Source organism: Isoptericola sp. Y581 (assembly GCF_059445475.1).
On sequence record NZ_JCAIUK010000001.1, the window covers coordinates 649,077 to 673,979 of the forward strand.

A 24,903-nucleotide genomic window follows, 5' to 3' on the forward strand; every position below is an offset into this window, starting at 1 on the left:
GCGCCGCGCGAGGCGGCGCCGCCCGCGGCCGTATGGCGGCAGACTGTGCCCATGCGCATCTACGTACCCGCCACCCTGGACGAGCTCGAGCAGGCCGTCGTCGGCGCCAGGGGAGCGCGCTGGGACGTCCCCGCCCGCCGGGCGCACGCCGTCACGCCGGCGCTCGTGCGGGAGCTGAGCGACGAGGACGAGGAGAGCCGCGAGTACGAGGCGTTCCTCGCCGCCGCGGACGACTCGCTGGCCCTGGTGGCCGCGCGGCGCGACGTGCCGCCGCTGCGCGTCGTCGTCTCGCTGGAGGTGTCGGACGATGCCGTGACGGCGGCGGACGCCGAGGAGCCGAGCGCGGTCGACGTCGCCGCACTCCCGGACGTCGTGATCGTCGCCGTGCACGTCGACGAGCCCGAAGCCGCCGCGGACCTGCGCGCGGTGCTCACCGCCGCCGACGAGGAGAACGACGCCGAGCGTGTCGGCGACGTGGGTTCGGCGTCCGACGAGGCGCTGGACGCGGCCCTGCAGCGCGTCACCGACCGCGACCTGCTCTGGTACGACCCGACCGAGATCTCCCAGATCCCCCGCCCCTGACCGCTGTGGGTGGGATCGTGGCCCGTTTCTCGGGTGGACCTGGGCCACGATCCCACCCACAACGGGCGGCTCGGGCGGGTATTCACTGGGGTATACACCGGGTGTAGGGTCGCTGGCATGACGGTACCGATGGCGTTGCTCGCGCTGCTCGACGACGGACCCACACACGGCTTCGACCTCAAGCGCCGCTACGACGCCTTGCTCGGCCAGGAGCGGGAGCTGAAGTACGGGCAGGTGTATTCGACGCTCGCCAGGCTCGAGCGCGACGGGCTCGCGTCCGGGGTGGGCGTCGAGGCAGGTGCGGGCGGCGACCGGAAGGTCTACGCGATCACGCCGGCCGGTGTCACCGAGCTGGACGAGTGGCTCGCAGCGCCGAACCCGCCCGGCGGGCGACCCTCGGAGCTGTTCACCCGCGTGATCCTCGCGCTCGTGGCGGGCCGGTCCGCCGACCAGGTCCTGGACGCCCACCGCCGTGCCTACCTCGACCGCATGCGCGAGCTCACTGCTGCGCGGCGCGCGGGCGACGTCGTCGACCGGCTCGCGGGCGACTACGAGATCGCCCACCTCGAGGCCGACCTGCGCTGGATCGAGCTGGCGTCCACCCGGCTTGCCACCATCGCCGACGAGGTGCGGGGGGTCGGCAGGTGAGCGCCGTCATCGAGGGCCGTGGCCTGTGCCACGCCTACGGCGCCAGGCCCGTGCTCGACGACGTCGATCTCGCCCTTGCGCCGGGTGAGGTCGTCGCCCTGCTCGGGCCGTCCGGGTCGGGCAAGTCCACGCTGCTGCACCTGCTCGCCGGCCTGCTGCGGCCCGACGACGGGGAGGTGTGGCTTGCGGGGGAGCGGATCGACACCCTGTCCGAGCGGCGGCGGTCCGACCTGCGGCTGCGGCAGATGGGCTTTGTCTTCCAGATGGGCGACCTCGTCCCGGAGCTGACCATTGCGGAGAACGTCGAGCTGCCCCTTCGGCTGACCGGGGTCCGCGCGTCGGCTGCCCGGGCGCGGGCGCTCGCGATGCTCGACCGGCTCGGCGTCGCGGACCACGCGCACAAGCGGATCAGCGAGGTCTCGGGCGGTCAGGCCCAGCGCGGCGCCGTCGCGCGGGCGCTCGTGCACGGGCCGCCCGTCGTGCTGGCCGACGAGCCGACTGGGTCGCTCGACACCGCCACCGGCGAGCTGGTGCTCGAGCTGCTCGTCGACGCGGCCACCGCCCAGGGGAGCGCCGTCCTGCTGGTGACGCACGAGCTGCGCGTGGCTTCCTGGGCCGACCGAGACGTCCTGCTGCGCGACGGCCGCGTGGTCGGTGGCGGGGGAGCGCCCGCGCTCGCCGGAACGGGCAGCACGACGAACACGGCGCGACCGTGACCGCGGTCGTCGTGCTCGGCCTGCGACTGGTCCGGGCCGGCGGGCCGCTGCGGACCTGGTCGATCGGGCTGGGCAACGCCGTCGGCGCCGCGCTGCTGCTGGTGGCGCTGGCGCTGCCGGCGGCGATCTACCCCGACCCGGTCGAGCGCGGCCTCGCGCGCGTACAGCTCGTGGGCATCGATCTGTTTCTGCTGCTGCCCGCCGTCGTGCTGCTCGTCACGGTCGGCAGGCTCTCGTCGGGGTTGCGCGACCGGCGCCTCGGAGCCCTGCGCATGATCGGCGTGACGCCCGGCCGTGCGCGCGCCGTGGCCGCCGTCGAGAACGGGGTGCCGGCGCTCGCGGGCGCCGCTGTCGGGGCGGTGACGACGGTGCTGGTGACGCCCGCGGCAGGGCGCGCCGTCCTGGAAGGTCCCGGTTGGCTGGTCGCACCGATGGTGCTGCCCTGGGGCACGGCCGCGCTCGTCGTTCTCGCTGTGGCTGCCGCGTCGATGGGGATCGGGACCGGCGGGACGTGGGACCGCGAGCTGCCGGGCCGGATGCGGTCGGAGTCCGTCGCCCGGGTGCCGAGGAACCGGCGCCTGCCGGTGCTGGCGTCAGGGCTGGGGGCTCTCGGCCTGCTCGCTGCCGCTGAGCCGGGGTGGTTGACCGGGGTGGACACCAGCCTGCTGCTCGGCGGCGCGGCGGTCACGGCGATCGGGATCGCCCTCACGACGCCCCTCGTCACGTCGTGGGTGGCACGGCTGCTGGTGCGTACCCGCGGCGTGGTCCCCGTGCTCGCGGGGCGGTCCATGCAGGTCGACGCGGGCGGGGCGTCGCGCGTGGTCGCCGGGCTCGGCGTGGCTACGTTCCTCGCGATGGGTGCGCTCGCAGTGATCGGGGCGTTCGAGAGCACGCCGCAGTATCGGTACACGCTGCAGAGTCTCGAGGGCGGGCCGCAGAAGATCTGGCTCGACGGCACCGCGCTCGACGAGAACCCGGACGCGACGCTCGACCCGGATGCGCTCCACGACCTGACGGCGTTGCCCGGGGTGCTCGGAGTGGTGCCGCGTCATGACGCAGCACTGTCGTGCGACCCGGAGCGCGACCTGGCCGGGTGTGGGGACGTCTTCGTCGGCACGTGCGCCGAACTGTCAATCGTCGTCGAGCAGACCGGGTGTGTGGACACGCGCGCCGCCAGGCTAGTCGGCGACGGCTCGGTGTCGGCGGACCTGTCCCCGCTCCCGGACGCGGACACGCCCGGTCTCGCCGATCCGATCATGGTGTCCGTCGACGAGGACTCACCGGCACCGCGATCCGTCGAGGTCCGGCCTACGGCCGAGCCGATCGTCGTGGACGTCGCCGCTCATACTTCCCGTTGGGTGGACGGGCCGGGCTACGCGCTTTTCGTGCCGCCCGCCCTGGTCGACAAGGTGGGCGAGAGCGCCCCCCGCGCCGACGTGGTGGCCGACGGTGGGGTGGACGTGCAGCAGCGGGTCGTCGCCTGGGCGCAGGAGCACGGCTACACGGCCTGGCCGTACCCGACTGACGACGTCGAATACGTGGACCGGGTGCGCGTAGCCGTCCTCGCGCTGGCCGGGCTCGCCGTCGGCGTCGGCCTGCTGGTGCTGGCGCTGACGGCGACGGACCGCGCGGTCGAGCGCCGCCGAGCGGTGGCACGGCAGGTGATGGTCGGCGTGCCGGGCCGGGTGCTACGTGCCGGCCAGCTGGTGCAGGTGCTGGTCCCGGTGACGGTCTCGGCCGCTCTGGGGGCCGGTGGCGGGCTGGTCCTGGCGCGGGCGTACGCGCGCATGGCCGGGCTAGACGACCTGCTGGGCCCCGGGCGTTGGGGGATCGCCGTCACGCTCGTCGTCGCTGGCGGGGTGCTGGTTGCGCTCGCCACGGTGCCGCTCATCCGCACCCAGCTCAGCCCGGAGCTGTTGCGCCGCGAGTAGTCGCCAGCACGTTCAGCCGAGGTAGACCATCGCCGCGTCGTGGAGGTGGCCGTTGGTGGCCATGCCGTTGCCGCCCCAGGGGCCCGGTGCGCCGTCGAGCGAGGTGAAGCGGCCGCCGGCCTCGGTGACGATGGGCACCAGCGCGGCCATGTCGTAGACCTCCAGCTCGGGCTCGGCGGCGATGTCCGCCGCGCCCTCGGCCACGAGCATGTACGACCAGAAGTCGCCGAAGCCGCGCGTGCGCGCGCACTGGCGGGTGAGGTCGAGGAAGCCGTCGAGCTTGCCGTGCTCCTCCCAGCCGGACAGGGAGGAGTACGAGAAGGAGGCGTCGGCGAGCGAGCTCACGCCGGAGACCGACATGCGCGACGCCGACGCGAGGGACTTGCCCGTCCAGGCGCCGGAGCCCTTGGCCGCCCACCAGCGCCGGCCCAGCGCTGGCGCGGAGACGAGGCCCATGACGACGTCCTCGCCGTCGGCCAGCGCGATCAGCGTGGCCCACACGGGGACGCCGCGCACGAAGTTCTTGGTGCCGTCGATGGGGTCGATGATCCACCGCCGGGCGCCGCTCCCGGCGGAGCCGTACTCCTCGCCGACGATGGCGTCGCGCGTCCGCGCGCGGTGCAGCTGGGCGCGGATGAACTCCTCCGCCGAGCGGTCCGCGTCCGAGACGGGCGTGTCGTCGGGCTTGCGCTCCACGTGCAGGTCCAGGGCCTTGAACCGGGACATCGTGATCGCGTCCACCTGGTCGGCGATCACGTGGGCCAGGCGCAGGTCGTCCTCGTACGTGCGCGCGGGCCCGCTGGTGGGGCTGCGAGACGGCTGGGTGTGCGACACGCCTCACACCGTAGCGGTCCGGCCCCGCCCCGGTGACCAGGCGCGCGGACGGGGACGGATGGAGCGCGAACCGCTCAGTCGGCGGTGGACCGGGCGGTGAGGAGCCGGCGGAACGACGCCACGCGCGCCTCGCGCGCGGGGCGTGCGTGCTCGGGCGACGCCGCCAGCCACTCGTCGAGCGCGCAGTCCGGGGCGTCCGCCAGGTGCGTGCAGCCGCGCGGGCACTCCGCGGCGACCTCGGCGAGGTCCTCGAACGCCTGCAGCAGATGGTCCGTCTCGACGTGGGCGAGCCCGAACGAGCGCACGCCGGGTGTGTCCACCACCCAGCCGTCGCGGGCGTCGTCCTCCCCGGGCGGGACGGGCAGCCGGAGGGCCACCGCCGACGTCGAGGTGTGCCGGCCGCGGCCGGTGACGTCGTTGACGACGCCGATGGCGCGGTCGGCGTCGGGTACCAGCGCGTTGATGAGCGTCGACTTCCCGACCCCCGAGTGCCCGACGAAGACCGAGGTCCGGCCGGCCAGGCGCGCGCGCACGGCCTCGACGCTCGCCGCGTCGTCCTGCTGCGTGACCACGACCTCGACGCCGATCGGCACGTACAGGTCCCGCAGGGGGCCGGGGTCGGCGAGGTCGGCCTTGGTGAGGCACAGCAGCACGTCCATGCCGGCGTCATACGCGGCCACGACGCACCGGTCGATCATCCCTGTGCGCGGCTCGGGCTGGGCGAGCGCGGTGACGATCACGAGCTGGTCGGCGTTCGCGACGACGATCCGCTCGTACGGGTCGGTGTCGTCGGCCGTGCGCCGAAGCACCGAGGAGCGGTCCTGGATGCGGACGATCCGCGACAGGGTGCCCTCGCCCCCCGACGTGTCGCCCACGACGTCCACGCGGTCGCCGATGACGACGCGGGTGCGGGTGAGCTCGCGTGCCTTCATCGCGTGCACGATGCGCTCGTCGGGCGAGCCGTCATCGACCACGAGCGTGTATCGCCCGCGGTCGACGCCGATGACCATCCCGGTGACGGCGTCCGCGTGTTCGGGCCGCTGCTTGGTGCGGGGGCGTGAACCGCGCTTCGAGGGCCGCTCGTACTGCGCGTGCTCGTCGACGGTGCGGCGCGGCATCAGTCCCCGACCCCCGTGCCGGCGGCGGGCCCGAGCAGCTGCAGCCACATCGCGTCGAAGCCGGGCAGCGTCTTGGCCGTGGTCGCGACGTTCTCGACCCGTACGCCGGGCACCCGCAGCCCGAGGACGGCACCCGAGGTGGCCATGCGGTGGTCGGCGTAGGTGCGGAACAGCCCGCCGTGCAGGGGCCGCGGCGTGATGACCAGGCCGTCGCGCGTCTCCTCGGCCTGCCCGCCGAGCCGTGTGATCTCGGTGGCGAGCGCCGACAGCCGGTCCGTCTCGTGCCCGCGCAGGTGCGCGATGCCCCGCAGGCGGCTGGGGGAGTCGGCGAGGGCGGCGAGCGCGGCGAAGGTCGGGGCGAGCTCGCCGGCCGTGTGCAGGTCGACGTCGACGCCGCGGATCTCGCCGGTGCCGGTGACGGTCAGGACGCCGTCGCGCAGGTCCGCGTGGCCGCCCAGCCGCTCGAGCAGCTCGGGCACCATCGCGCCCGGCTGCGTGGTCGACGTCGGCCAGCCGGGCACACGCACGGTGCCACCGGCCACGAGCGCGGCGGCCAGGAACGGTGCCGCGTTGGAGAGGTCGGGCTCCACGCGTACGTCGCGCGCGGCGATCGGGCCGGGCGCCACCTCCCAGATGCCGTCGCGGGAGTCGTCGACCTCGACGCCGACGTCGCGCAGCGTGGCCACGGTCATCGCGATGTGCGGGAGGCTCGGCAGGGTGGTGCCGATGTGGCGCAACGTCAGGCCGCGCTCGAAGCGTGCGCCGGCGAGCAGCAGGGCGGAGACGAACTGGGAGGACGCGGACGCGTCGACGTCGACCGCCCCGCCCGCGACCCGGCCCTTGCCGTGGACGGTGAAGGGCAGGTGCGTCGGGGTGCCGCCGTCGGGGGCTGTCACCCGGACGTCGAGGGCGCGCAGCGCCGCGAGGACGGGCAGCATCGGCCGCACCCGTGCCTCGGGGTCCCCGTCGAAGCGGACCGGGCCGCCACCCAGCGCCGCCACCGGGGGAAGGAACCGCATCACGGTGCCGGCCAGGCCGGTGTCGACATCCACGTCGCCGCGCAGCGGGCCGGGGGTGACGCGCAGCGTGCTGGGCTGGTCGCCCTCGGCGACGTCGGCGCCGAGGGTGCGCAGCGCCCCGATCATGAGGTCGGTGTCGCGCGAGCGGAGCGCGCCGCGCAGGGTGCCCGGGCCGTCGGCGAGGGCCGCGAGCACGAGCAGCCGGTTGGTCAACGACTTGCTGCCGGGTACCTCGACCGTCGCGTCGAGCGGCCCGGGGGCCACGGGGGCCGCCCAGCCGTCGGCGACGTCGGGTTCGGCCGTGGCGGCGGGCGGCGGGGCTGCGGTCATGGCATCGAGGCTAGTTCACCGGCCGTGGCGCGGAAGGAGGCGTCTCGGCTGCTCGTCGGCGGCGGCCGCTCAGACGGCCTCGGCGAGCTTCGCCCGGGCCTTCGCCCCCGCGGCCTTGCCCGCTTCCTTGGCGGTCCCGGCCTTCGCCTTGGCGGTCTCCGTCTTCGCCTCGGCCACCCGGGCGGCGTGCCCGCGCGCCTGCCGCACGCGGTAGGAGACGCCCGGCTGCCCCTCGAGGTCGATCCCGGCGATCACCGCGGCGCCGATCTTGCCGACGTCCTTGACGAAGGCGGCGGTGCGCAGGGAGCGTTCGGCGCCCTTGCTGGTGAACGGCTGGTGGACGACGGCGAGCGGCGCGGTCAGCGCGGCGAGCGCCAGGGCGGCAGTCCGAGGGGTCCGGCCGACGGCGAGCAGGAGACCGGCGAGGGCGGTGGCGGCGCCGTGCGCCCGGACCAGCAGGGATGCCTGGCGGTCGCTCAGGGGCTCGGCGCCGACGGCCCGCGTCACGAGGGCGGATCCGTCGCGGGCGGCCTCCATGTGTTCGGCCGGGTGGAGCACGGCTTGGATGCCGTCGTAGACGAACGGGGCGGCCAGCAGGGGGCGGGCGATACGGCGCAACAGCATGGAGCCACTGTGGCAGAGCACGCACGCTCCTGCGCGTCGACGGTTGGGCGCCGTCAGGCGAGGGGCGTGCCCTCCCACCACTCGGGGTGCGAGCGCGGGGGGCAGCGGTTGCCGAGCCCGTCCCGACGCACCAGTCGTACGAGGCGCGCGGTGTAGGCGATCAGCAGGAGGGCGACGAGAATCAGCAGGAACGTGGTCATGGCAGCAATACTTCGCGCACCGTGTTCCTGCCACGAGTGGCAGCAATGCCATCCCGCATCGATTTTCTGCCAAGGTCGTGGGACGCTGGTGCCATGATCCGGAAGGTCGCGGCCGTCGTCGTTCCCGGCGTGGCGCCGTTCGAGCTGGGCGTCGCGTACGAGGTGTTCGGCATCGATCGCACGGACACCGGCGGCCCGGCGTTCGATTTCACCCTGTGCACCCCCGAGCCGGGCCCCGTCATGACCAAGGGCGGCTTCCCGGTGGTCGTCGAGGCCGGTCTCGAGGCGCTGGACGACGCGGACCTCGTCGTCGCCGTCGCCTACGGCATCGACGAGGACGGCGCCGACGCGCTCCCGCACGCGTACCTGGAGGGCCTGCGGCGTGCGCACGACCGGGGAGCCTGGCTGTTCGCCATCTGCTCGGGCGCGTTCGCCCTCGCCCGCGCTGGACTGCTCGACGGCCGCCGCTGCACCACGCACTGGATGTACACCGAGCGGCTCGCCGCGCAGGTCCCGAGCGCCGACGTCGACCCGGGCGCCCTCTACGTCGTGGACGGGAAGGTCCTCACCAGCGCGGGGACGGCGGCGGGCATCGACGCCGCGCTGCACCTCGTGCGCGCCGAGCTCGGGGCCGAGGCGGCCCGCGCTGTCGCCCGGCGGATGGTGGTGGCACCCCAGCGGGAGGGCGGGCAGGCCCAGTTCGTCGTCGACCCGCTGCCCCGCGAGGGCGAGTCCCTCGCCGGCCTGCTCGCGTGGATGCGAGAGCACCTGGCGCAGGAGCACACGGTGCCCCGCCTGGCGCGGCGCGCGGCCCTGTCGGAGCGCACCTTCGCGCGGCGCTTCCGGCAGGAGACGGGGGCCACCCCCGGGGCCTGGCTGGCGCGTCAGCGCGTGGCCCGCGCGCAGGAGCTGCTGGAGTCGACCCAGGCACCGGTGGACGAGATCGCCCGGCTCTGCGGGTTCGGCGGCGCCGCCGCGCTGCGGCACCACTTCGCGCGGCAGCTGGGCACGAGCCCGGTCGCGTACCGCCGCCGGTTCGCGGCGCCGCTGGCGTCGTAGGCCCGACGGCGCACGGCCGGGAATGCGAGGGCCCTTCTGGCGGTTGCACCGCAACGTGAACACCCGCAACTCGCCGACGGCTCTCGCAGCCGCCCCTGCCGCCGGACCGGAGTCCGTGCGGCTGTTCGCCGTCCCGGCGGACGCCGTGGCGGCGGGTGCGGCCGGCGGACCGACGGCCGACAGCACGACCAGCCTGCACAGCTCGTGGATCGGAGGACCCCACCCAGTGCCTGGACTAGGCTCGACCGTGATGACCCAGCACCTGGACCCGGCGAGCGAGGCCCCGCGCGGGAGCACGGGGAACGTCCCGGACGACGAGGAGATCCCCGAGGACACCGAGCGTGCCCCCGAGGACGAGACGAGCGCTGCCCGCGCCACCCGCTTCGAGCGGGACGCGCTGCAGTACCTGGACCAGCTCTACTCGGCCGCGCTGCGCATGACGCGCAACCCCGCGGACGCCGAGGACCTGGTGCAGGAGACGTTCGCCAAGGCCTTCGCCGCGTTCCACCAGTACAAGCCCGGCACCAACCTCAAGGCCTGGCTGTACCGGATCCTCACGAACACGTTCATCAACACCTACCGCAAGAAGCAGCGCGAGCCGCAGCAGTCCCAGGCCGAGGACATCGAGGACTGGCAGATCGCGCGCGCGGCGTCGCACACGTCGCGGGGGCTGCGCTCGGCCGAGGCGGAGGCGCTCGACCGGCTGCCGGACTCCGACGTCAAGCGCGCGCTGCAGGAGCTGCCCGAGGACCGTCGCATGGTCGTCTACTACGCCGACGTCGAGGGCTTCCCCTACAAGGAGATCGCCGAGATCATGGGTACGCCGATCGGGACGGTGATGTCCCGGTTGCACCGCGGTCGTCGGCAGCTGCGCGAGCTGCTGTCCGACTACGCGGCGCAGCGAGGACTGGCGGGCGCCCGTGGAGGAACGTCATGACTGAACCCATCACCCCGATCCCGCACGAGCCGGCGGCAGGGGAGAACGAGTGCGAGCACGCGCTCGTGCACCTGTCCGAGTATCTCGACTCCGAGATGACGGTCGAGGACGAGACGCGGATGCGCGCCCACGTGGCGCACTGCGCGCCCTGCCTGGCCGAGCTGAGCGTCGAGGAGCTGGTCAAGCAGCTCGTGCGGCGCTCGTGCGCCGAGCGCGCGCCCGAGACCTTGCGGGTGCGCATCCACGAGCAGATCACGATCCTCGCGCGCTGACGCACCGCTGGCGTCGCGCAGAGGCAGCAAGACAGAGAGGGGAGCCCCCAGCGTTGGGAAGCTTGGCGGGGTTGGGGGTGTTGACCTTGGGGGTGCGACCCCCACCTCTGTGCTTCCCGCCCCTCTCTGTCTTGCCGAGACGGGAGCCTCAGGCGTTGGGACGCTTGCCGTGGTTGGCGGCGTTGCCCTTGCGGCTACGGCGCTTGCGACCGCGCTTGCTCATGATGGTCTCCTCACGAAGGATGGATCAGGGGTCGGGCTCATAATCCCACACCCGGTGCCCGGGTCCGGAATCCGGGTCATCCCCGATCCGGGTGTCGGGCGCACTCTGGAAGGGTGGGCCTCGCACCAGCCACCAAGCACGAGGGAGCCTCATGAGCACAGAGTCGTGGGCGGTCGCCGCCCCCCAGACGATCGACGTCGAGCAGGTCTCGGGAGTGACGCTCCGCCTGCAGGACGGCCGGGCCGAGGTGGTCGCCGACCCGGCGGCCACGGGGGCGCGGGTCGAGGTGCTCGAGGTCGGGGGCAAGCCGCTGCAGGTGACGCGGGACGGCGACCGGCTACGCGTCGGCTACGAGAGCTCGGCGCTCGACTCCGTCATGTCGAAGCTGAAGAACCTCCGGGAGAGCGAGCGTGCGGTGGTCCGCGTGACGGTACCGCCCGCCGCGGCCGTCGACGTCGGCACCGTCGGGGCCGACGTCGAGGTCACGGGCGGCCGGAAGGTCGCCGTCAAGACCGTGACCGGCGCGGTCCGGACCTCCGGTACCACCGGGCCGATGTCGCTGCGGGCCGTCTCCGGCGACGTATCGGCCGACGGGCACACGGGCGACGTCTCGGCCTCCGTCGTGTCGGGACGGGTCGCGCTCTCCGGTGCCCTCGCCCGGGTATCCCTCAGCACGGTGTCGGGGGCGGCGACCATCAGTGCGCAGGCGAGTCCCATGATCACGGCCAAGACCGTCTCTGGCGCCCTCGACGTGCGCCTCGCCGCCGGGACGCCGGTGAACGTCAAGGTGCGCGGCGCCACGGGGCAGGTCGTGCTCGACGGTTCGGTGCTGCCGAGCTCCGGCGCCACGCTGGTCGTCGACCACTCCGAGCTGCCCGCCGACGGGCGCGGCGCCGCCTACCTGTCCGCGACCGTGACCTCGGCGCACGTCACCGTCGACCGTCGCTGATCCCCGACAGTCCTCACGAAGGAGCTACCGCCATGCCCGCACCCCACGTCGTCCTGCTGACCGACGCCTTCGGACGCGTTGCCGAGGAGGCCGGCCGCGTGCTCCGCGGCGCGACGCCGGAGCAGCTCGCGTACCGCCCCGACCCGGATGCCAACACCGTCGCGTGGCTCGTGTGGCACCTGGCGCGGGTGCAGGACGACCACGTCGCGGACGTGGCGGGCACGGAGCAGCGCTGGACGGCGGGGGGCTGGGCCGACCGGTTCGCCCTGCCGTTCGCGGCGGCCGACACGGGGTACGGACACTCGGCGGAGCAGGTCGGGGCGGTGCGCGTCGACGCAGAGCTGCTCGCCGGCTACCTCGACGACGTGCACGCCGCCACGACGGCGTACCTGGACACCGTCACGGCCGGCGACCTGGACCGCGTCGTCGACACGCACTGGGACCCACCGGTCACGCTGGGCGTGCGGCTCGTCAGCGTCGTGGCGGACGACCTGCAGCACGTGGGCCAGGCCGCCTACGTGCGCGGCCTCGCCCGGCGTGCCGGGGTCTGAGGGCCGTCACTCGTCGGCGGGCAGCCCCAGCCAGCCGTGCCACCCGGTGTGCAGCACGAGCCACGCCATGAGGCCGTACCCGGCCTGACCCGGGAACGTGGAGCCGTTCGTCGCGAGGTCCGCGAGCCACTGCTCGTGCTGCGCCAGCGGCGTGTACGTGTCCACGTACGGCACGCGGCGTCGGCTCGCGACGTCGGAGAAGGCGGCCGAGAGCTCGGCGATGCGGCCGCCGTCCTCGGGCAGGCCCGGCGGGGGGCCGACGACGAAGGCCGGGACCCGGCTCGACTCCGCGACGTCCAGGACGTTCGCCAGGTTGAGCCGGGACCGCGCCACCGAGAGCGACGAGCCGACGTCGTGGCGGCCGAGCGCCACCACGAGGCGGTTCTCGCAGGTGTCCTCGGGGCCGAAGCGCGACTGGGTCTCCGCCTGCCACCGCGCGCCGAGCGCGGAGCTGGTCTCCCCGGGCACGGCGAGCGTGAACGCCATCGCCGGGCGGCCGAACCGGGTGCGCGCCATGACACGCCCCGTCCACCCCAGGGCGCGAGCGTCTCCGACGCCCACGCTGAGCTCGTCGCCCACGACGCAGATGCGCACCTCGGTCTGGGTCACTGAGCCTTCACCGTCCAAGTCCTGTCTCGCAGTTGCGCGGCTATTCTGGGCCACGCCCGGCCGTGGCGAAGGATCCCACGCCGAGCCGTCCGGTGCCGTGGTACCGCGCCGCACGCGGGTCAGAGCAGCGTGGCACCCCACCGCACGACGTGCTCGTCGCCCGGTGCGAGCCGCACGAGCCGCTCGCCGGTGTTGAAGGCGTCGGCTACGCAGGTCATAGGCTCCGCCGCCAGCCCGTACCGCTCGTAGCCGGAGATGTGGTCGGCCGTGCACACCTGCCAGCAGTCCAGGGAGTCGCCCATCCAGATCGCGGCGGTCCGCCCGTCGGGGCAGCCGAGGCGTGCCCACGACAGCCCGGCGTCGTCCCGGGTGGCGTCCACCCAGGCGTCGTCGAGGTCGATCCCGGCGAGGGACCGCGTGCGGCGCAGGTCGTAGGGGCCGCCCACCGGCTCGGCGCCGGTGGGGAGCAGCCGGTCGTCCACGGTGACGTGCGTCTCGGCGTCCAGGCTCACGGTGCACTCGTCGAGCGGCGCGCCGCCCGTCGACAGCCACGGGTGGAAGCCGACACCGTACGGCGCCGTCCCGGCGCCGACGTTGCGGGTGGTCACGGTCACCGAGAGCCCGGCGTCGGAGACCGCGTACCGCACCTGGAAGACGAGCTGGAACGGCCAGCCCTTCTGCGCCGGCAGGGCGAGCTCGAGGGTGATCCTGTCGTCGGCCTCCTCGACCGGCGTCCACCGGTACCAGCAGGCGAGGCCGTGCAGGGCCGTGCCGCGGTCGGGCTCGCTCACGGGCACCTGGTACCGGGCGCCACCGGCGGTGTAGGAACCGTCGCGCAGGCGATTCGGCCAGGGCAGGAGGACGGCGGCGTTGAAGACGGGGGCGGGCTCGTCCTCGGTGAACGGGACGAAGACGTCGCGCCCGGAGACGGTGTACTCGCGCACCATCGCGCCGACCTCGGCGATGGTGGCCCGGTGCTCGCCGGAGGCGATGCGGAACTGCCGGCCCGACGGGGTGGGGACGGCGGAGGAGTCAGCGGTGTTCACGCTCACACCGTAGTCGGGACGCCGGATCGACCTGGCCGACGTAGCGTTGGGGGGAGCCAGATCTGACAAGACGTCCCCTCGCGTCCGAGGGCCCGCGCCGCGCGTCACGCGTAGCGCCACCGAACGGAGGAACGATGGAGAAACAGGTGCTCGGCCGCACCGGCCGGCTGGTGTCGGTCGTCGGCCTGGGAACCTGGCAGCTGGGTGCTGACTGGGGCTCGGTCGACGACGACCAGGCCCGGGCAGTGCTCGATGCCGCGTTCGATTCCGGCGTGACGTTCTTCGACACCGCGGACGTCTACGGAGACGGCCGCAGCGAGAAGGCGGTCGGCGCCTTCCTCGCCGACCACCGCGGCGACGGCGTCACCGTGGCCACCAAGATGGGCCGGCGCATGGACCAGGTGCCGGAGAACTACGTGCTGGCGAACTTCCGGGAGTGGACCGACCGTTCGCGCCGCAACCTCGGCGTCGACACGCTCGACCTGGTGCAGCTGCACTGCCCGCCCACGGCGGTGTACTCCGACGACGAGGTGTTCGACGCGCTCGACACGCTCGTCGAGGACGGCGCGATCGCCGCGTACGGCGTCTCCGTCGAGACCGTCGACGAGGCGCTCACCGCGATCGCGCGCCCGGGCGTCGCCACGGTGCAGATCGTCCTCAACGCCTTCCGGCTCAAGCCCCTCGAGAAGGTGCTGCCGGCGGCCTCCGCGGCGGGCGTCGGGATCATCGCGCGCGTGCCGCTGGCCTCGGGGCTCCTGTCCGGCCGGTACTCCCACGACACGACGTTCGGCGAGGACGACCACCGCACGTTCAACCGCGAGGGCAAGGCGTTCGACGTCGGCGAGACGTTCGCCGGCGTGCCGTTCGACGTCGGCGTCGACGCGGCCGTGCGCTTCACCGAGCTCGCAGGGTCCGCCCTGAACCAGGACCTCACGCCCGCACAGGCCGCCATCGCCTGGGTGTGGCAGCAGCCCGGGGTGTCGACCGTGATCCCCGGTGCACGGAGCCCCGAGCAGGCGCGTCTCAACGCCGCTGCCGGCTCGGTCGACACACTCGGCCCGCTGTTCTCCTCCGGCGTGCGGGAGATCTACGAGGGGTCGATCAAGGAGCACGTGCACGACCGATGGTGACCAGGGACCGGCCGGTTGCCGCCCACCAACGGTGACCACAACGCCGAGATAGAGAAGGCGGACCCGCGAGAGCGTCTCTCTCTCGCGGGTCCGCCTTCTCTATCTCGGCGTCAGGCGCGCTCGGCGTCAGACGCGGTCGAAGGACTGCGCGAGCAGGATCTCCTGCTGCTCCTTGTGCCGCCTGGCCGTGCCGGCGGCGGTGGCGGCCGACGCGGGGCGTGAGGCGACCCGCACGCGCGGCAGGTCCTCCGGGAACGCCAGGTGCAGGAACGACCAGGCGCCCTGGTTCTGCGGCTCGTCCTGGACCCAGACGACCTCGGCGCCGGCATACTTGGCGAGCTCCGCGCGGACCTGCTCCTCCGGGAACGGGTAGAGCTGCTCCAGCCGCACGATCGCGGTGCGGGTGTCCTCCCGCTTGGTGCGCTCGGCGAGGAGGTCGTAGTACAGGCGGCCGGTGCACAGCAGCACGCGGTCGACCTGTGCCGGGTCCACGGTGGTGTCGCGCAGGACGGGCTCGAAGGTGCCGGTCGTGAAGTCCTCGACGCTGGAGGCCGCCGCCTTGAGGCGCAGCAGCTGCTTCGGCGTGAAGACGACCAGCGGCCGGCGCGGGCGTTCGTACGCCTGCTGGCGCAGCAGGTGGAAGTACGACGCGGGGGTGGAGGGCTGGGCCACCGTCATGTTGTTCTCCGCGGCGAGCTGCAGGAAGCGCTCGATGCGGGCCGAGGAGTGGTCCGGGCCCTGCCCCTCGTAGCCGTGCGGCAGGAGCATGACCAGGGACGAGCTCTGGCCCCACTTCTGCTCGGCCGAGGAGATGAACTCGTCGATCACCGTCTGGGCGCCGTTGACGAAGTCGCCGAACTGCGCCTCCCACAGCACGAGCGCGTCGGGGCGCTCCACGGAGTAGCCGTACTCGAAGCCGAGGGCCGCGTATTCGCTGAGCGAGGAGTCGTACACCCAGAACTTCGCCTGGTCGCCCGACAGGTACAGCAGCGGCGTCCACTCGGCGCCGGTGTTCCGGTCGTGCAGCACCGCGTGGCGCTGCACGAAGGTGCCGCGCCGGGAGTCCTGGCCCGCGAGGCGCACGGGGGTGCCCTCCATGAGCAGGGTCCCGAACGCGAGGAGCTCGCCGAAGCCCCAGTCGATGCCGCCCTCCTTGGCCATGAGCTGGCGCTTCTCGAGGAGCTGCGCGAGCTTGGGGTGCACGGTGAAGCCCTCGGGGGCGGCCACCTGGACGGCGCCGACCCGCTCCAGCGCGGAGTGGGACACCGCCGTCTGCCAGCCCACCATGTCGCCGGCGCCCTCGCGCTGGGACTCCGGGCGCTCCAGGCCGAGGATCTCGTCATCGCCGTCGGGCGTCGAGGCGGTGCCGGCGGACTTGGTCTCGGTGAAGACCCGCTCGAGCTGCGCCTGGTAGTCCTGCAGCGCCTGCTCGGCCTCCTCGACCGTGATGTCGCCGCGCGCCACGAGGTTCTTCGTGTACAGCTTGCGGACCGACTGCTTGGCCTCGATGAGGTTGTACATCAGCGGCTGCGTCATCGACGGGTCGTCGCCCTCGTTGTGCCCGCGGCGGCGGTAGCAGACCATGTCGACGATGACGTCACGGTCGAACTGCTCGCGGTAGGCGAAGGCCAGCTCGGCCACGCGGACGCAGGCCTCCGGGTCGTCGCCGTTCACGTGGAAGACGGGGACCTGGTAGCCCTTCGCGACGTCGGTCGCGTAGGTGGTCGAACGGGACGACGACGGGCCGGTGGTGAACCCGACCTGGTTGTTGATGATCACGTGGATCGTGCCGCCGGTCCGGTACCCGCGCAGCTGCGCGAGGTTGAGCACCTCGGGCACGACGCCCTGGCCGGCGAAGGCCGCGTCGCCGTGGATGAGGATCGGCAGGACGGAGAAGCCGTCGCCGCCCAGGTCGATGCGGTCCTGCTTGGCCCGCACGATGCCCTCGAGCACGGGGTCGACGGCCTCGAGGTGCGAGGGGTTCGCGGCGAGGTAGACCTTGGTCGTGGCGCCGGTCTCGGCGGTGAACACGCCCTCGGTGCCCAGGTGGTACTTGACGTCGCCGGAGCCCTGCACGCTCTTCGGGTCGAGCTGACCCTCGAACTCCTTGAAGATCTGGCCGTAGCTCTTGCCCGCGATGTTCGCCAGCACGTTGAGCCGGCCGCGGTGGGCCAGGCCGATGCCGACCTCGTCGAGCCCGCCCTCGGCGGCCCGGCTGAGGATGGCGTCGAGCAGCGGGATGACGGACTCGCCGCCCTCGAGCGAGAAGCGCTTCTGACCCACGAACTTGGTCTGCAAGAAGGTCTCGAACGCCTCGGCCGAGTTCAGGCGGCGCAGGACGCGCAGCTGGTCCTCGCGCGGGGTGCGGGCGTAGCCGGCCTCCAGGCGGTCCTGCAGCCACTTGCGCTGGGCCGGGTCGGAGATGTGCATGTACTCGATGCCGATCGAGCGGCAGTACGAGTCGCGGAGCAGCCCGAGGATGTCGCGCAGCGTGTTCTTGGTCTTGCCGCCGAACCCGCCGGTGGGGAACGTGCGGTCCAGGTCCCAGAGCGTGAGGCCGTGGTTCTGGATGTCCAGGTCCGGGTGCTTGCGCTGGCGGTAGGCGAGCGGGTCGGTCTCGGCCATGAGGTGGCCGCGCGAGCGGTAGGAGTGGATCAGCTCGGCGATCTTGGCCGGCTTGCCGGCCTCGACGTCGGCGTCCACCGTGTTGTCGCGCACCCAGCGCACGGGCTCGTACGGCACCCGCAGCGCGGCGAACACGCGGTCGTAGAAGCCGTCGAGGCCGAGCAGCTTGTTCGCGAGCGCCTTGAGGAACTCGCCGGACTGGGCGCCCTGGATGATGCGGTGGTCGTAGGTCGACGTGATCGTCATGACCTTCGAGATGCCCATCCGGGCGAGCTGCTCCTCGGAGGCGCCGGCGAACTCCGCCGGGTAGTCCATGGCGCCGACGCCGATGATGGTGCCCTGGCCCGCCATGAGGCGCGGCACCGAGTGCACGGTGCCGATGCCGCCGGGGTTGGTGAGGGAGATGCTGGTGCCGGCGAAGTCGTCCATGCCGAGCTTGCCGCCGCGGGCCTTGCGGACGAGCTCCTCGTACGCCGCCCAGAAGCCGGCGAAGTCCAGCTCCTCGGCCTTCTTGATGCTGGGCACGAGCAGCTGGCGCGTGCCGTCCGGCTTGGCGAGGTCGATCGCGAGGCCGAAGCCGACGTGCGCGGGCTGCACGACGTGCGGCTTGCCGTCGACGCTCTCGTAGTGCGCGTTCATCACCGGCATGTCGGACAGCGCCTCGACGAGCGCGAAGCCGATGAGGTGCGTGAAGGAGATCTTGCCGCCTCGGCCGCGGGCCAGGTGGTTGTTGATGACGATGCGGTTGTCCACCATGAGCTTGGCGGGCACGGCACGCACCGAGGTGGCGGTCGGGACCTCGAGCGAGGCCTCCATGTTGGTCACGACGCGCGCGGCGGGGCCGCGCAGCTTCTGCACGGCGTCGGTGGCCACGCCGTCGGCGGTCTTCGGCGCGGTCTTCGCGACCTCGGCGTAGGGGGCGGTGGAGGGGAGCGCCTCCGCGACCGGGCGCACGGCGCTCACCTCGGGGTCGGCGGAGAGCGGAGCCGGGGGCGCGGGCGCCTCCTGGGGCACGGTGGCCGCCGGCTTCGCGGGGGGCGTTGGTGCTGCCGCAGGGGGAGCGGCGGGAGCGGGGGCGGCCTGGACGGCGGGCGTCACCGGGGCCGACGGCTCGGGCTGCGTCGCAGGAGCGGCGCCGTTGCTCGCCTCACCGGGCTCGTAGTCGGCGAAGAAGTCCCACCACGCGGGGTCGACCGCGTTCTTGTCCTTGAGGTACTGCTCGTAGAGCTCGTCCACCAGCCACTCGTTGGCTCCGAACGCGCTCGCCACGCTGATCGACTTTGACCCGTCCTTCGGGGACACCACGCGCGGATCGCCCACTTTCACACAGTTGCAGATTGTTCGTTCGGAAACGCCCGACGGTGCCGGTGCGTACGGCCAAGCCTATGCCCTCCGCGGGTCCCTGCCAGGGAGGGCGAGCGGCGTCAGACGGCCGTTCCGGGCCGCGCCACGGGCATCGTGGCCGTCCGGTAATGGGGTGGGCAACGACTCTTCGGGTCGACCCGAAGATTCCGTCGAGCGGCGTCATGACCGGACCACGCGCGGCCAATCGCGGCATGCGGGTGTGAGCAATCTCACGCCCGAGGCGCGAGTGTCGGAGCCGCGACGAGTCCGGACGCGGGGGGTCAGTCGTCGGGCTCGGTCGTCACACCGGGCGCCGGCCGGGCGAGGGCGGGGAGGGTCACGCGCATCGTCGCGCCACGGTCGCTGTCCGCCACCTCGACGTGCCCGCCGTGCAGGTCCACCGCCCAGCGCACGATGGCGAGCCCGATGCCGGTGCCGCCGCTCGCCACCCCGCCGCCGGACGTGGGGGCGGCGGGCGGGCGGGAGGACGCCGACCCGCTGGCGAACCGCTCGAAGATGCGTCCGCGGTCTTCCGGGGCGATGCCCGGCCCCTCGTCGCTGACCTCGAGGACGACGTCGTCGTCCACCGGGTAGGCGTCCAGGCGCACGGTGCCACCGTGGGGCGAGTGCCGGATCGCGTTCTGGAGCAGGTTGGTGACCACCTGCCGCAGCCTTTCGACGTCGGCCTCGAGCGTGAGATCGGGCGGCGTGACGTCGACGACGTAGCTCAGGCCCTTGGCCGCGTCGACCATCGACATGGCCTGCGCCGACTCCTCGAGGAAGTCGCCCACCGAGAACTCGCTGAGCACCAGCGCCGACGCGCCCGCCTCCACGCGCGACAGGTCCAGCAGGTACGTGACGAGCCGCGTGAGGCGCTCCGTCTGCTCGAGCGAGAGCTCCAGTGCCGACGGCGTCGGCTCCGTGACGCCGTCCACCATGTTCTCGAGCTGGGCCTGCAGTGCGGCCACCGGGGTGCGCAGCTCGTGCGAGACGTTCGCGATCAGCTCGCGCCGCACCCGGTCCGAGGCGCCGAGGTCCGCCGCCATCACGTTGAACGTCTCCGCGAGCTGCCCCACCTCGTCGCGGCTGGTCGCCCGCACCCGGATCGAGTAGTCGCCGGCCGCCATGGCCTGCACGGCCGCGGTCATGTCGCGCAGGGGGGAGGTCATGCCGCGCGCGAGGAGCTGTGTGATGACCAGGGACAGGAAGATCGCCAGCGGGAAGGTGCGGCTGGGCCCGAGCCCGTTGCGCAGGCCGAGCCAGGTGATCAGCACGGCGAACGTCACCGTGGCGACGACCAGCACGCCGAGCTTCGTCTTGAGCGAGCGCAGCGGGTCGAGGGGCCGGACATCGGGCAGCCGGTGGTGCTCCTTGCGGCGCGGGTGGCGGGCCGAGGTGCGCGGTGCGTCGTCCCCCGCGCCGTGCCGGTTGCCGTGCTGGCCCTCGACGGGGGCGGCCACGTCAGGCTTCCGGCGGCTCGAAGGCGTAGCCCACGCCGTGCACGGTGCGGATCAGGTCCGGCCCGAGCTTGCGGCGCAGCGCCTTGATGTGCGAGTCGACCGTGCGCGTGCCGCTCGCGTCGGCCCAGTCCCACACCTCGGCGAGCAGGCGCTCGCGGGTCTGGACCGTCTTGGGCGAGCTCGCGAGCATCACGAGCAGCTCGAACTCGGTGGGCGTGAGGTGGACCTCCTCGCTGCCGCGGTGTACTCGCCGCTGCGCCCGGTCGATCGTCACGTCGCCCATGACCATCGGCGGGTCCGCGGGCGTGGTGACGGCGGCCTGGGTGGCGCGCTCCACCCGCCGCAGCAGCGCCTTCACGCGCGCCACCAGCTCTCGCATCGAGAAGGGCTTGGTCATGTAGTCGTCGGCGCCGACCCCCAGCCCGACCAGCATGTCGGTCTCGTCGTCGCGCGCCGTGAGCATGAGGATCGGGATCGGGTGCTCGGCCTGGATCCGCCGGGTCACCTCGAGCCCGTCGATGCCGGGCAGCATGACGTCGAGCACGATGGCGTCCGGCTGCAGTCGCATGGCGGCGTCCACGCCGGCCAGGCCGTCGCGCGCGACCTCCACGCGCCAGCCCTCGGCCGACAGGCGCTGTGCGATGGCGGCCGCGATCGCGGGCTCGTCCTCGACAACGAGCACGGTGGCGTTCTGCTGGCCGGACGAGCTCGGGGTGCCCGGGGCGCTCGGAGGTGTCGCGGTGGTCATGGAACCATCTTGCACCGGCTCCCTGTGGACGCGCTGAGTACACGCTGGCCGCGCGGACGTCGGGAGGGTGCCAGAAGGGCGTCAGAAGGGCGCCAGAGGGCGCCAGGAGGACGTCGACTCGCCCGGGAGCGGTCGCCCGATAACATCGGAGCACGATGGACGAGAGTCGAAATGTCGCGCGGACCGCCGCGCCGTGCTCCCTTGGCAACCGGCCACCCCGCCGCACGTGGCGCCTGTCCTCCTGGCGCCGACCTTCCTGGAGCCGCTCGTGCTAGGCGACGTGCTCATGATCGCGCTCGGCGTCGTGCTCACCGCAGGGACCGCCGTGTTCGTGGCGAGCGAGTTCTCCCTCGTCACGCTCGATCCAGCGGTCCTCGCGGCCGACGACGAGGAGGGCGACAGTCCGCTGCACGGCGGCGCGCGCCCGTCCGACCGACGGGACCGCGCCGTCCGCGCCGGGCTCAAGCACCTGTCGACGGAGCTGAGCTCCGCCCAGGTCGGCATCACGATGACCACCATCCTGCTGGGCTACACCGCCCAGCCGGCGCTGCTGTCCCTGTTCTCCGAGGCCTTCGCGGGCACGTCGCTCGGCAAGGGGGTGGCCGGCGTCCTGGCCGGGATCCTGGCACTCGTGGTGGTCAACGCCTTCTCGATGCTCTTCGGCGAGCTGATCCCCAAGAACTTCGCCCTCTCCGCCCCGCACGCCACCGCGCGGCTCGTCGTGCCCGTGCAGCGGGTCTTCACGATGCTGCTGCGCCCGCTGATCGCTGTGCTCAACGGGTCGGCCAACGCGCTGCTGCGCCGCGTCGGGGTGGAGCCGCGCGAGGAGCTCTCCGGCGCGCGCTCGTCGTCGGAGCTGCTGGCCCTGGTGCGGCGCTCGGCGCAGGAAGGCACCCTCGACCCGTCCGTCGCGACGCTGCTGACCAACTCCCTGGAGCTCGACGAGCTGTCGGCGCGCGACGTCATGACGGACCGCATGCGCATGGCCGTCGCCGAGCGCGACACCACGGCCGCGGAGGTGGTGGCGCTCGCGCGCCGTACCGGGCACTCGCGCTTCCCCGTGATCGGCGAGGACCGCGACGACGTGGTCGGGCTGGTGCACCTGCGCCGGGCCATCGGCGTGCCGCACGACCGGCGCGGCGAGGTGCCCGCCGCCGCGCTCATGGTCGAGGCCCCCCGGGTGCCCGAGACGGTGCGCCTCGGGCCGCTGCTGGTCGAGCTCCGGGGCCTGGGCCTGCAGATGGCGGTGGTCGTGGACGAGTACGGCGGCACCTCCGGCATCGTGACGCTCGAGGACGTGGTGGAGGAGCTGGTGGGCGACGTGGCGGACGAGCACGACCCGAGGCGCGCCGGGGTGGTGCGTGGCACGGACGGGTCGTGGGTCGTGCCCGGGATGCTCCGCCCCGACGAGCTCGAGGAACGGACCGGGCTGGTCGTCCCCGAGGGGCCGGCGTACGAGACGCTCGGCGGCCTGGTCATGGCCGAGCTCGGGCGGGTGCCCGACGTGGGTGACGAGGTGGACGCCGGGGACGCGCACCTGCGGGTCGAGGCGATGGACGCGCGTCGCGTGGAGCGCCTGCGGGTGCTGCCCACGGCGTCGTCGGGCCACCGGCGCGGCGGGAGCGCCCAGGGCGACGCGCGGGAGGAGGGGCGATGAGCACCGGGACCGCGCTGCTGGTCGGCCTGCTGCTGCTCGCCGGGAACGCCTTCTTCGTCGGCGCCGAGTTCGCCGTCATCTCCGCGCGCCGCAGCGCCATGGAACCGCGCGCCGAGGCCGGCGACCGCCGGGCCCGCACCGCCCTGTGGGCCATGGAGCACGTCTCGCTCATGCTCGCCTGCGCGCAGCTCGGCGTCACGGTGTGCTCCACCGGCCTGGGCATCGTCGCGGAGCCGGCGATCGCGCACCTGCTGGAAGGGCCGTTCCAGGCTCTCGGCATGCCCGAGGCTCTCGTGCACCCGGCGGCGCTCGTCATCGCGCTCGCCCTGGTGGTCTACCTGCACGTGGTGCTCGGCGAGATGGTGCCGAAGAACCTCGCGGTGGCGGGGCCCGAGACGGCAGCGCTCTGGTTCGCGCCCCCGCTGGTGCTCCTCGGGCGCGTGGTGCGCCCCGTCATCTCCGCCCTCAACTGGGTGGCGAACCACGCGGTGCGGCTCGCGGGCGTCGAGCCCAAGGACGAGGTGGCCTCCGCCTTCACGGCGCGGGAGGTGCAGTCGATCGTCGAGCACTCCCAGGCGGAGGGCGTGCTGCGCGACGAGCAGGGGCTGCTGGCCGGCGCGATCGAGTTCTCCTCCCGGACCGCCGGCGACGTCATGGTGAGGGTGGACGACCTGGTCGTCGTGGGACCCGACTCCACCCCGGACGACGTCGAGCACCTCGTGGCCCGCACCGGCTTCAGCCGGTTCCCCGTGTGCGGGGACGGTCCCGAGGACGACGCCGGTGCCCTGCGGGGCTACCTGCACCTCAAGGACGTGCTGTACGCGTCCGACGGCGACCGGTTCGACCCCGTCCCGGCCTGGCGAGTGCGCGCCCTGGCGTCCGTGCGGCCCGACGACGAGGTCGAGGACGCCCTGCGGGCGATGCAGCGCTCCGGCGCCCACCTCGCGCGCGTCGAGGGCCCGCACGGGGTGCTCGGCGTGGTGTTCCTCGAGGACATCCTCGAGGAGCTCGTCGGCGAGGTCAGGGACGCGATGCAGCGGCGTCCGTGACCTGTATGGACACGTTCCCACGGGGCGCGGCCCTGGCCGGGGCTCGGCCGATCGTGGACCGGGACTTGGCGCGGGCGCGCGTCACCGTTATTGTTCCGTGACGGATCGGTCGTGCGGCCGCGTGCAGCGCACGCGGGCAGCGAGCGGTCCGTGTCTGGGTCCGGGGGAGACCGGGCGGCCACGGCGGCCGGCCGGCAGGAGCGCGGAGGTGCTGTGGAGGCGACGTCACCGGGTGACGCACTCGCGCCCCGCTCGCGCCGGGAGATGCGCGAGGCAGAGCTCGCCAGAGCCGGCAAGAAGCCTCGCAAGCACACCCCGTCCTCGTCCGGTGACCGCAACGGCGGCCGGCACGCCGCCCCCACGGGGCACACCTGGGTCACCCGGTTGACCGTGCTCGGCTCGCTAGCCGCGGCGACCATCGCGGCCCCGCTCGTGACCGACGCGCAGGGTAGCTCGGGCGGCACACCGTTCGACATCGACACGCAGCCCGCCGGCCCCTCCACCCTCGCCCTCCTCAAGGAGGGCGTCGACACGCCCAGCACCTCCCAGGCGATCGCCGCCGCGCCCCGCGACGTCCGCGTCGAGGCCGCTGCGGCCAGTCGCTCCACCGAGCGCAGCCCCCTGCCCGGCTGCGAGGCCGACGCCCCCATCGACGGCGGCAACGGGACGCTGGCCGACCACTCCCTCTGCGACATCTGGCAGGACGGCGAGATGCTGCGGGCCGACGCCGCAGTGGCGCTCAGCGCCCTCAACGACGCCTTCCGTGCCCGGTTCGGCCGCGACCTGTGCATGGTCGACAGCTACCGCTCGATCTCCTCGCAATACTCCGTCAAGGCGAGCCGCGGCTACCTCGCCGCCACCCCCGGCACCTCCATGCACGGCTGGGGCCTGGCCATCGACATGTGCGGCGACGAGTACCGCTCCAGCGACGTCTACGGCTGGCTGTGGGAGAACGGGCCGGCGTACGGGTGGGAGAACCCGCCGTGGGCGCAGCGCGGGGGCATGGGCAACTACGAGCCCTGGCACTTCGAGTACAAACCCGGCGTCGAAGAGGTCTCTTACTGGCACTGAGCTTTCGTTTGGTGGTTGCTCCTCGGCCCTCGCCCCTCCCGCTCTCCGTCGGTTGAGCCTGTCGAAACCACCCTCGCCGTGGATTGGGCCTGTCGAAACCGGGTTTCGACAGGCTCAACCGGCGGGGTTTCGACAGGCTCAACCGGCGGGGTTTCGACAGGCTCAACCGGC

The 24,903-nt window shown here is 73.4% G+C and carries 24 protein-coding genes; 13 read left to right on the forward strand and 11 right to left on the reverse strand.

All coding sequences use genetic code 11. From position 1 onward, the window contains the following. Positions 1 to 51: 51 nt before the first annotated feature. The 4 genes from AC1C2W_RS02900 (at position 52) to AC1C2W_RS02915 (ending at position 3,877) form a co-directional block, all read left to right on the forward strand. Complete coding sequence (locus AC1C2W_RS02900; RefSeq protein ID WP_495412325.1) at positions 52 to 582, forward strand: DUF6912 family protein; 531 nt, start codon at positions 52 to 54, stop codon at positions 580 to 582. 117 nt (positions 583 to 699) lie between these two features. Then, complete coding sequence (locus AC1C2W_RS02905) at positions 700 to 1,230, forward strand: PadR family transcriptional regulator (RefSeq protein ID WP_495412326.1); 531 nt, start codon at positions 700 to 702, stop codon at positions 1,228 to 1,230. Next, complete coding sequence (locus AC1C2W_RS02910) at positions 1,227 to 1,946, forward strand: ABC transporter ATP-binding protein (protein ID WP_495412327.1); 720 nt, start codon at positions 1,227 to 1,229, stop codon at positions 1,944 to 1,946. Before AC1C2W_RS02905 ends, AC1C2W_RS02910 begins: the two co-directional genes overlap by 4 nt. Next, on the forward strand, positions 1,943 to 3,877 hold the full coding sequence (locus tag AC1C2W_RS02915; protein ID WP_495412328.1) for an FtsX-like permease family protein: 1,935 nt from the start codon (positions 1,943 to 1,945) through the stop codon (positions 3,875 to 3,877). The genes AC1C2W_RS02910 and AC1C2W_RS02915 overlap by 4 nt, the downstream gene beginning before the upstream one ends. A 12-nt stretch (positions 3,878 to 3,889) precedes the next feature. Here AC1C2W_RS02915 and hisN read toward each other — a convergent pair whose 3' ends face one another. From hisN to AC1C2W_RS02940, 5 genes are all read right to left on the reverse strand, one after another. Continuing rightward, positions 3,890 to 4,711: a histidinol-phosphatase gene (gene hisN, locus AC1C2W_RS02920; RefSeq protein ID WP_495387869.1), complete on the reverse strand. Its 822-nt coding sequence runs from the start codon at positions 4,709 to 4,711 to the stop codon at positions 3,890 to 3,892. 74 nt (positions 4,712 to 4,785) lie between these two features. Continuing rightward, entirely contained in the window at positions 4,786 to 5,829 is a 1,044-nt protein-coding gene (rsgA, locus tag AC1C2W_RS02925) for a ribosome small subunit-dependent GTPase A (protein WP_495387868.1), read from the reverse strand. Continuing rightward, entirely contained in the window at positions 5,829 to 7,178 is a 1,350-nt protein-coding gene (gene aroA, locus AC1C2W_RS02930) for a 3-phosphoshikimate 1-carboxyvinyltransferase (RefSeq protein ID WP_495412329.1), read from the reverse strand. Before aroA ends, rsgA begins: the two co-directional genes overlap by 1 nt. 69 nt (positions 7,179 to 7,247) lie before the next feature. Next, entirely contained in the window at positions 7,248 to 7,802 is a 555-nt protein-coding gene (locus AC1C2W_RS02935; RefSeq protein WP_495387866.1) for a DoxX family membrane protein, read from the reverse strand. Between the two features lie 53 nt (positions 7,803 to 7,855). Continuing rightward, entirely contained in the window at positions 7,856 to 8,002 is a 147-nt protein-coding gene (locus tag AC1C2W_RS02940; RefSeq protein ID WP_495387865.1) for a hypothetical protein, read from the reverse strand. Positions 8,003 to 8,095: 93 nt separating this feature from the next. On the opposite strand from AC1C2W_RS02940, the gene AC1C2W_RS02945 reads away from it, so the two are divergent. From AC1C2W_RS02945 to rsrA, 3 genes are all read left to right on the forward strand, one after another. Next, positions 8,096 to 9,061, forward strand: coding sequence for a helix-turn-helix domain-containing protein (locus AC1C2W_RS02945; protein WP_495387864.1), 966 nt, complete (start codon positions 8,096 to 8,098; stop codon positions 9,059 to 9,061). 250 nt (positions 9,062 to 9,311) lie between these two features. Beyond that, entirely contained in the window at positions 9,312 to 9,998 is a 687-nt protein-coding gene (locus AC1C2W_RS02950) for a sigma-70 family RNA polymerase sigma factor (RefSeq protein ID WP_495387863.1), read from the forward strand. Further along, the gene (gene rsrA / locus AC1C2W_RS02955) at positions 9,995 to 10,270 is read left to right on the forward strand and encodes a mycothiol system anti-sigma-R factor (protein WP_495387862.1); all 276 of its coding nucleotides are present in this window, start codon (positions 9,995 to 9,997) and stop codon (positions 10,268 to 10,270) included. Before AC1C2W_RS02950 ends, rsrA begins: the two co-directional genes overlap by 4 nt. Before the next feature lie 148 nt (positions 10,271 to 10,418). On the opposite strand, the gene AC1C2W_RS02960 is transcribed toward rsrA, so the two are convergent. Continuing rightward, on the reverse strand, positions 10,419 to 10,493 hold the full coding sequence (locus tag AC1C2W_RS02960) for a 50S ribosomal protein bL37 (protein ID WP_099052597.1): 75 nt from the start codon (positions 10,491 to 10,493) through the stop codon (positions 10,419 to 10,421). Positions 10,494 to 10,644: 151 nt separating this feature from the next. Between AC1C2W_RS02960 and AC1C2W_RS02965 the strand changes: the two genes are divergently transcribed. Continuing rightward, on the forward strand, positions 10,645 to 11,442 hold the full coding sequence (locus tag AC1C2W_RS02965; protein ID WP_495412330.1) for a DUF4097 family beta strand repeat-containing protein: 798 nt from the start codon (positions 10,645 to 10,647) through the stop codon (positions 11,440 to 11,442). Between the two features lie 32 nt (positions 11,443 to 11,474). Further along, positions 11,475 to 11,993, forward strand: a complete 519-nt coding sequence (locus AC1C2W_RS02970) for a mycothiol transferase (RefSeq protein WP_495387860.1) — start codon at positions 11,475 to 11,477, stop codon at positions 11,991 to 11,993. A 6-nt stretch (positions 11,994 to 11,999) separates the two neighbouring features. On the opposite strand, the gene AC1C2W_RS02975 is transcribed toward AC1C2W_RS02970, so the two are convergent. Together AC1C2W_RS02975 and AC1C2W_RS02980 are read right to left on the reverse strand one after the other, a co-directional pair. Next, positions 12,000 to 12,602 (reverse strand): GDSL-type esterase/lipase family protein, encoded by a 603-nt coding sequence (locus AC1C2W_RS02975; RefSeq protein ID WP_495412331.1) that lies wholly within the window; start codon positions 12,600 to 12,602, stop codon positions 12,000 to 12,002. Positions 12,603 to 12,721: 119 nt separating this feature from the next. Next, positions 12,722 to 13,648 carry an aldose 1-epimerase family protein gene (locus AC1C2W_RS02980; RefSeq protein ID WP_495387858.1) on the reverse strand — a complete coding sequence of 309 codons (927 nt, stop codon included), beginning with the start codon at positions 13,646 to 13,648 and terminating at the stop codon, positions 12,722 to 12,724. A 134-nt stretch (positions 13,649 to 13,782) separates the two neighbouring features. On the opposite strand from AC1C2W_RS02980, the gene AC1C2W_RS02985 reads away from it, so the two are divergent. Further along, on the forward strand, positions 13,783 to 14,778 hold the full coding sequence (locus AC1C2W_RS02985; protein WP_495412332.1) for an aldo/keto reductase: 996 nt from the start codon (positions 13,783 to 13,785) through the stop codon (positions 14,776 to 14,778). A 126-nt stretch (positions 14,779 to 14,904) separates the two neighbouring features. On the opposite strand, the gene AC1C2W_RS02990 is transcribed toward AC1C2W_RS02985, so the two are convergent. The 3 genes from AC1C2W_RS02990 to AC1C2W_RS03000 all read right to left on the reverse strand — a co-directional run bounded on the left by AC1C2W_RS02990 (position 14,905) and on the right by AC1C2W_RS03000 (position 20,955). After that, positions 14,905 to 18,708 carry a multifunctional oxoglutarate decarboxylase/oxoglutarate dehydrogenase thiamine pyrophosphate-binding subunit/dihydrolipoyllysine-residue succinyltransferase subunit gene (locus tag AC1C2W_RS02990; RefSeq protein ID WP_495412333.1) on the reverse strand — a complete coding sequence of 1,268 codons (3,804 nt, stop codon included), beginning with the start codon at positions 18,706 to 18,708 and terminating at the stop codon, positions 14,905 to 14,907. 320 nt (positions 18,709 to 19,028) lie between these two features. Next, complete coding sequence (locus AC1C2W_RS02995; RefSeq protein WP_495388432.1) at positions 19,029 to 20,105, reverse strand: HAMP domain-containing sensor histidine kinase; 1,077 nt, start codon at positions 20,103 to 20,105, stop codon at positions 19,029 to 19,031. A gap of 103 nt (positions 20,106 to 20,208) precedes the next feature. Then, positions 20,209 to 20,955, reverse strand: a complete 747-nt coding sequence (locus AC1C2W_RS03000; protein ID WP_495387855.1) for a response regulator transcription factor — start codon at positions 20,953 to 20,955, stop codon at positions 20,209 to 20,211. A gap of 268 nt (positions 20,956 to 21,223) precedes the next feature. On the opposite strand from AC1C2W_RS03000, the gene AC1C2W_RS03005 reads away from it, so the two are divergent. From AC1C2W_RS03005 to AC1C2W_RS03015, 3 genes are all read left to right on the forward strand, one after another. Continuing rightward, positions 21,224 to 22,612: a hemolysin family protein gene (locus tag AC1C2W_RS03005; RefSeq protein ID WP_495388431.1), complete on the forward strand. Its 1,389-nt coding sequence runs from the start codon at positions 21,224 to 21,226 to the stop codon at positions 22,610 to 22,612. Next, positions 22,609 to 23,661 (forward strand): hemolysin family protein, encoded by a 1,053-nt coding sequence (locus tag AC1C2W_RS03010; RefSeq protein ID WP_495387854.1) that lies wholly within the window; start codon positions 22,609 to 22,611, stop codon positions 23,659 to 23,661. The genes AC1C2W_RS03005 and AC1C2W_RS03010 overlap by 4 nt, the downstream gene beginning before the upstream one ends. 264 nt (positions 23,662 to 23,925) lie before the next feature. Next, the gene (locus tag AC1C2W_RS03015) at positions 23,926 to 24,732 is read left to right on the forward strand and encodes a M15 family metallopeptidase (RefSeq protein ID WP_495412334.1); all 807 of its coding nucleotides are present in this window, start codon (positions 23,926 to 23,928) and stop codon (positions 24,730 to 24,732) included. Positions 24,733 to 24,903 lie beyond the last annotated feature (171 nt).

Coding starts and splice junctions, on each gene's coding strand:
- AC1C2W_RS02950 (WP_495387863.1), top strand. CDS start 9,312: ATGACCCAGCACCTGGACCCGGCGAGCGAGGCCCCGCGCGGGAGCACG.
- rsrA (WP_495387862.1), top strand. CDS start 9,995: ATGACTGAACCCATCACCCCGATCCCGCACGAGCCGGCGGCAGGGGAG.
- AC1C2W_RS03000 (WP_495387855.1), bottom strand. CDS start 20,955: ATGACCACCGCGACACCTCCGAGCGCCCCGGGCACCCCGAGCTCGTCC.
- AC1C2W_RS02940 (WP_495387865.1), bottom strand. CDS start 8,002: ATGACCACGTTCCTGCTGATTCTCGTCGCCCTCCTGCTGATCGCCTAC.
- AC1C2W_RS02900 (WP_495412325.1), top strand. CDS start 52: ATGCGCATCTACGTACCCGCCACCCTGGACGAGCTCGAGCAGGCCGTC.
- AC1C2W_RS02905 (WP_495412326.1), top strand. CDS start 700: ATGACGGTACCGATGGCGTTGCTCGCGCTGCTCGACGACGGACCCACA.
- AC1C2W_RS02965 (WP_495412330.1), top strand. CDS start 10,645: ATGAGCACAGAGTCGTGGGCGGTCGCCGCCCCCCAGACGATCGACGTC.
- AC1C2W_RS02985 (WP_495412332.1), top strand. CDS start 13,783: ATGGAGAAACAGGTGCTCGGCCGCACCGGCCGGCTGGTGTCGGTCGTC.
- AC1C2W_RS02945 (WP_495387864.1), top strand. CDS start 8,096: ATGATCCGGAAGGTCGCGGCCGTCGTCGTTCCCGGCGTGGCGCCGTTC.
- AC1C2W_RS02970 (WP_495387860.1), top strand. CDS start 11,475: ATGCCCGCACCCCACGTCGTCCTGCTGACCGACGCCTTCGGACGCGTT.
- aroA (WP_495412329.1), bottom strand. CDS start 7,178: ATGACCGCAGCCCCGCCGCCCGCCGCCACGGCCGAACCCGACGTCGCC.
- AC1C2W_RS03015 (WP_495412334.1), top strand. CDS start 23,926: ATGCGCGAGGCAGAGCTCGCCAGAGCCGGCAAGAAGCCTCGCAAGCAC.
- rsgA (WP_495387868.1), bottom strand. CDS start 5,829: ATGCCGCGCCGCACCGTCGACGAGCACGCGCAGTACGAGCGGCCCTCG.
- AC1C2W_RS02935 (WP_495387866.1), bottom strand. CDS start 7,802: ATGCTGTTGCGCCGTATCGCCCGCCCCCTGCTGGCCGCCCCGTTCGTC.
- AC1C2W_RS03010 (WP_495387854.1), top strand. CDS start 22,609: ATGAGCACCGGGACCGCGCTGCTGGTCGGCCTGCTGCTGCTCGCCGGG.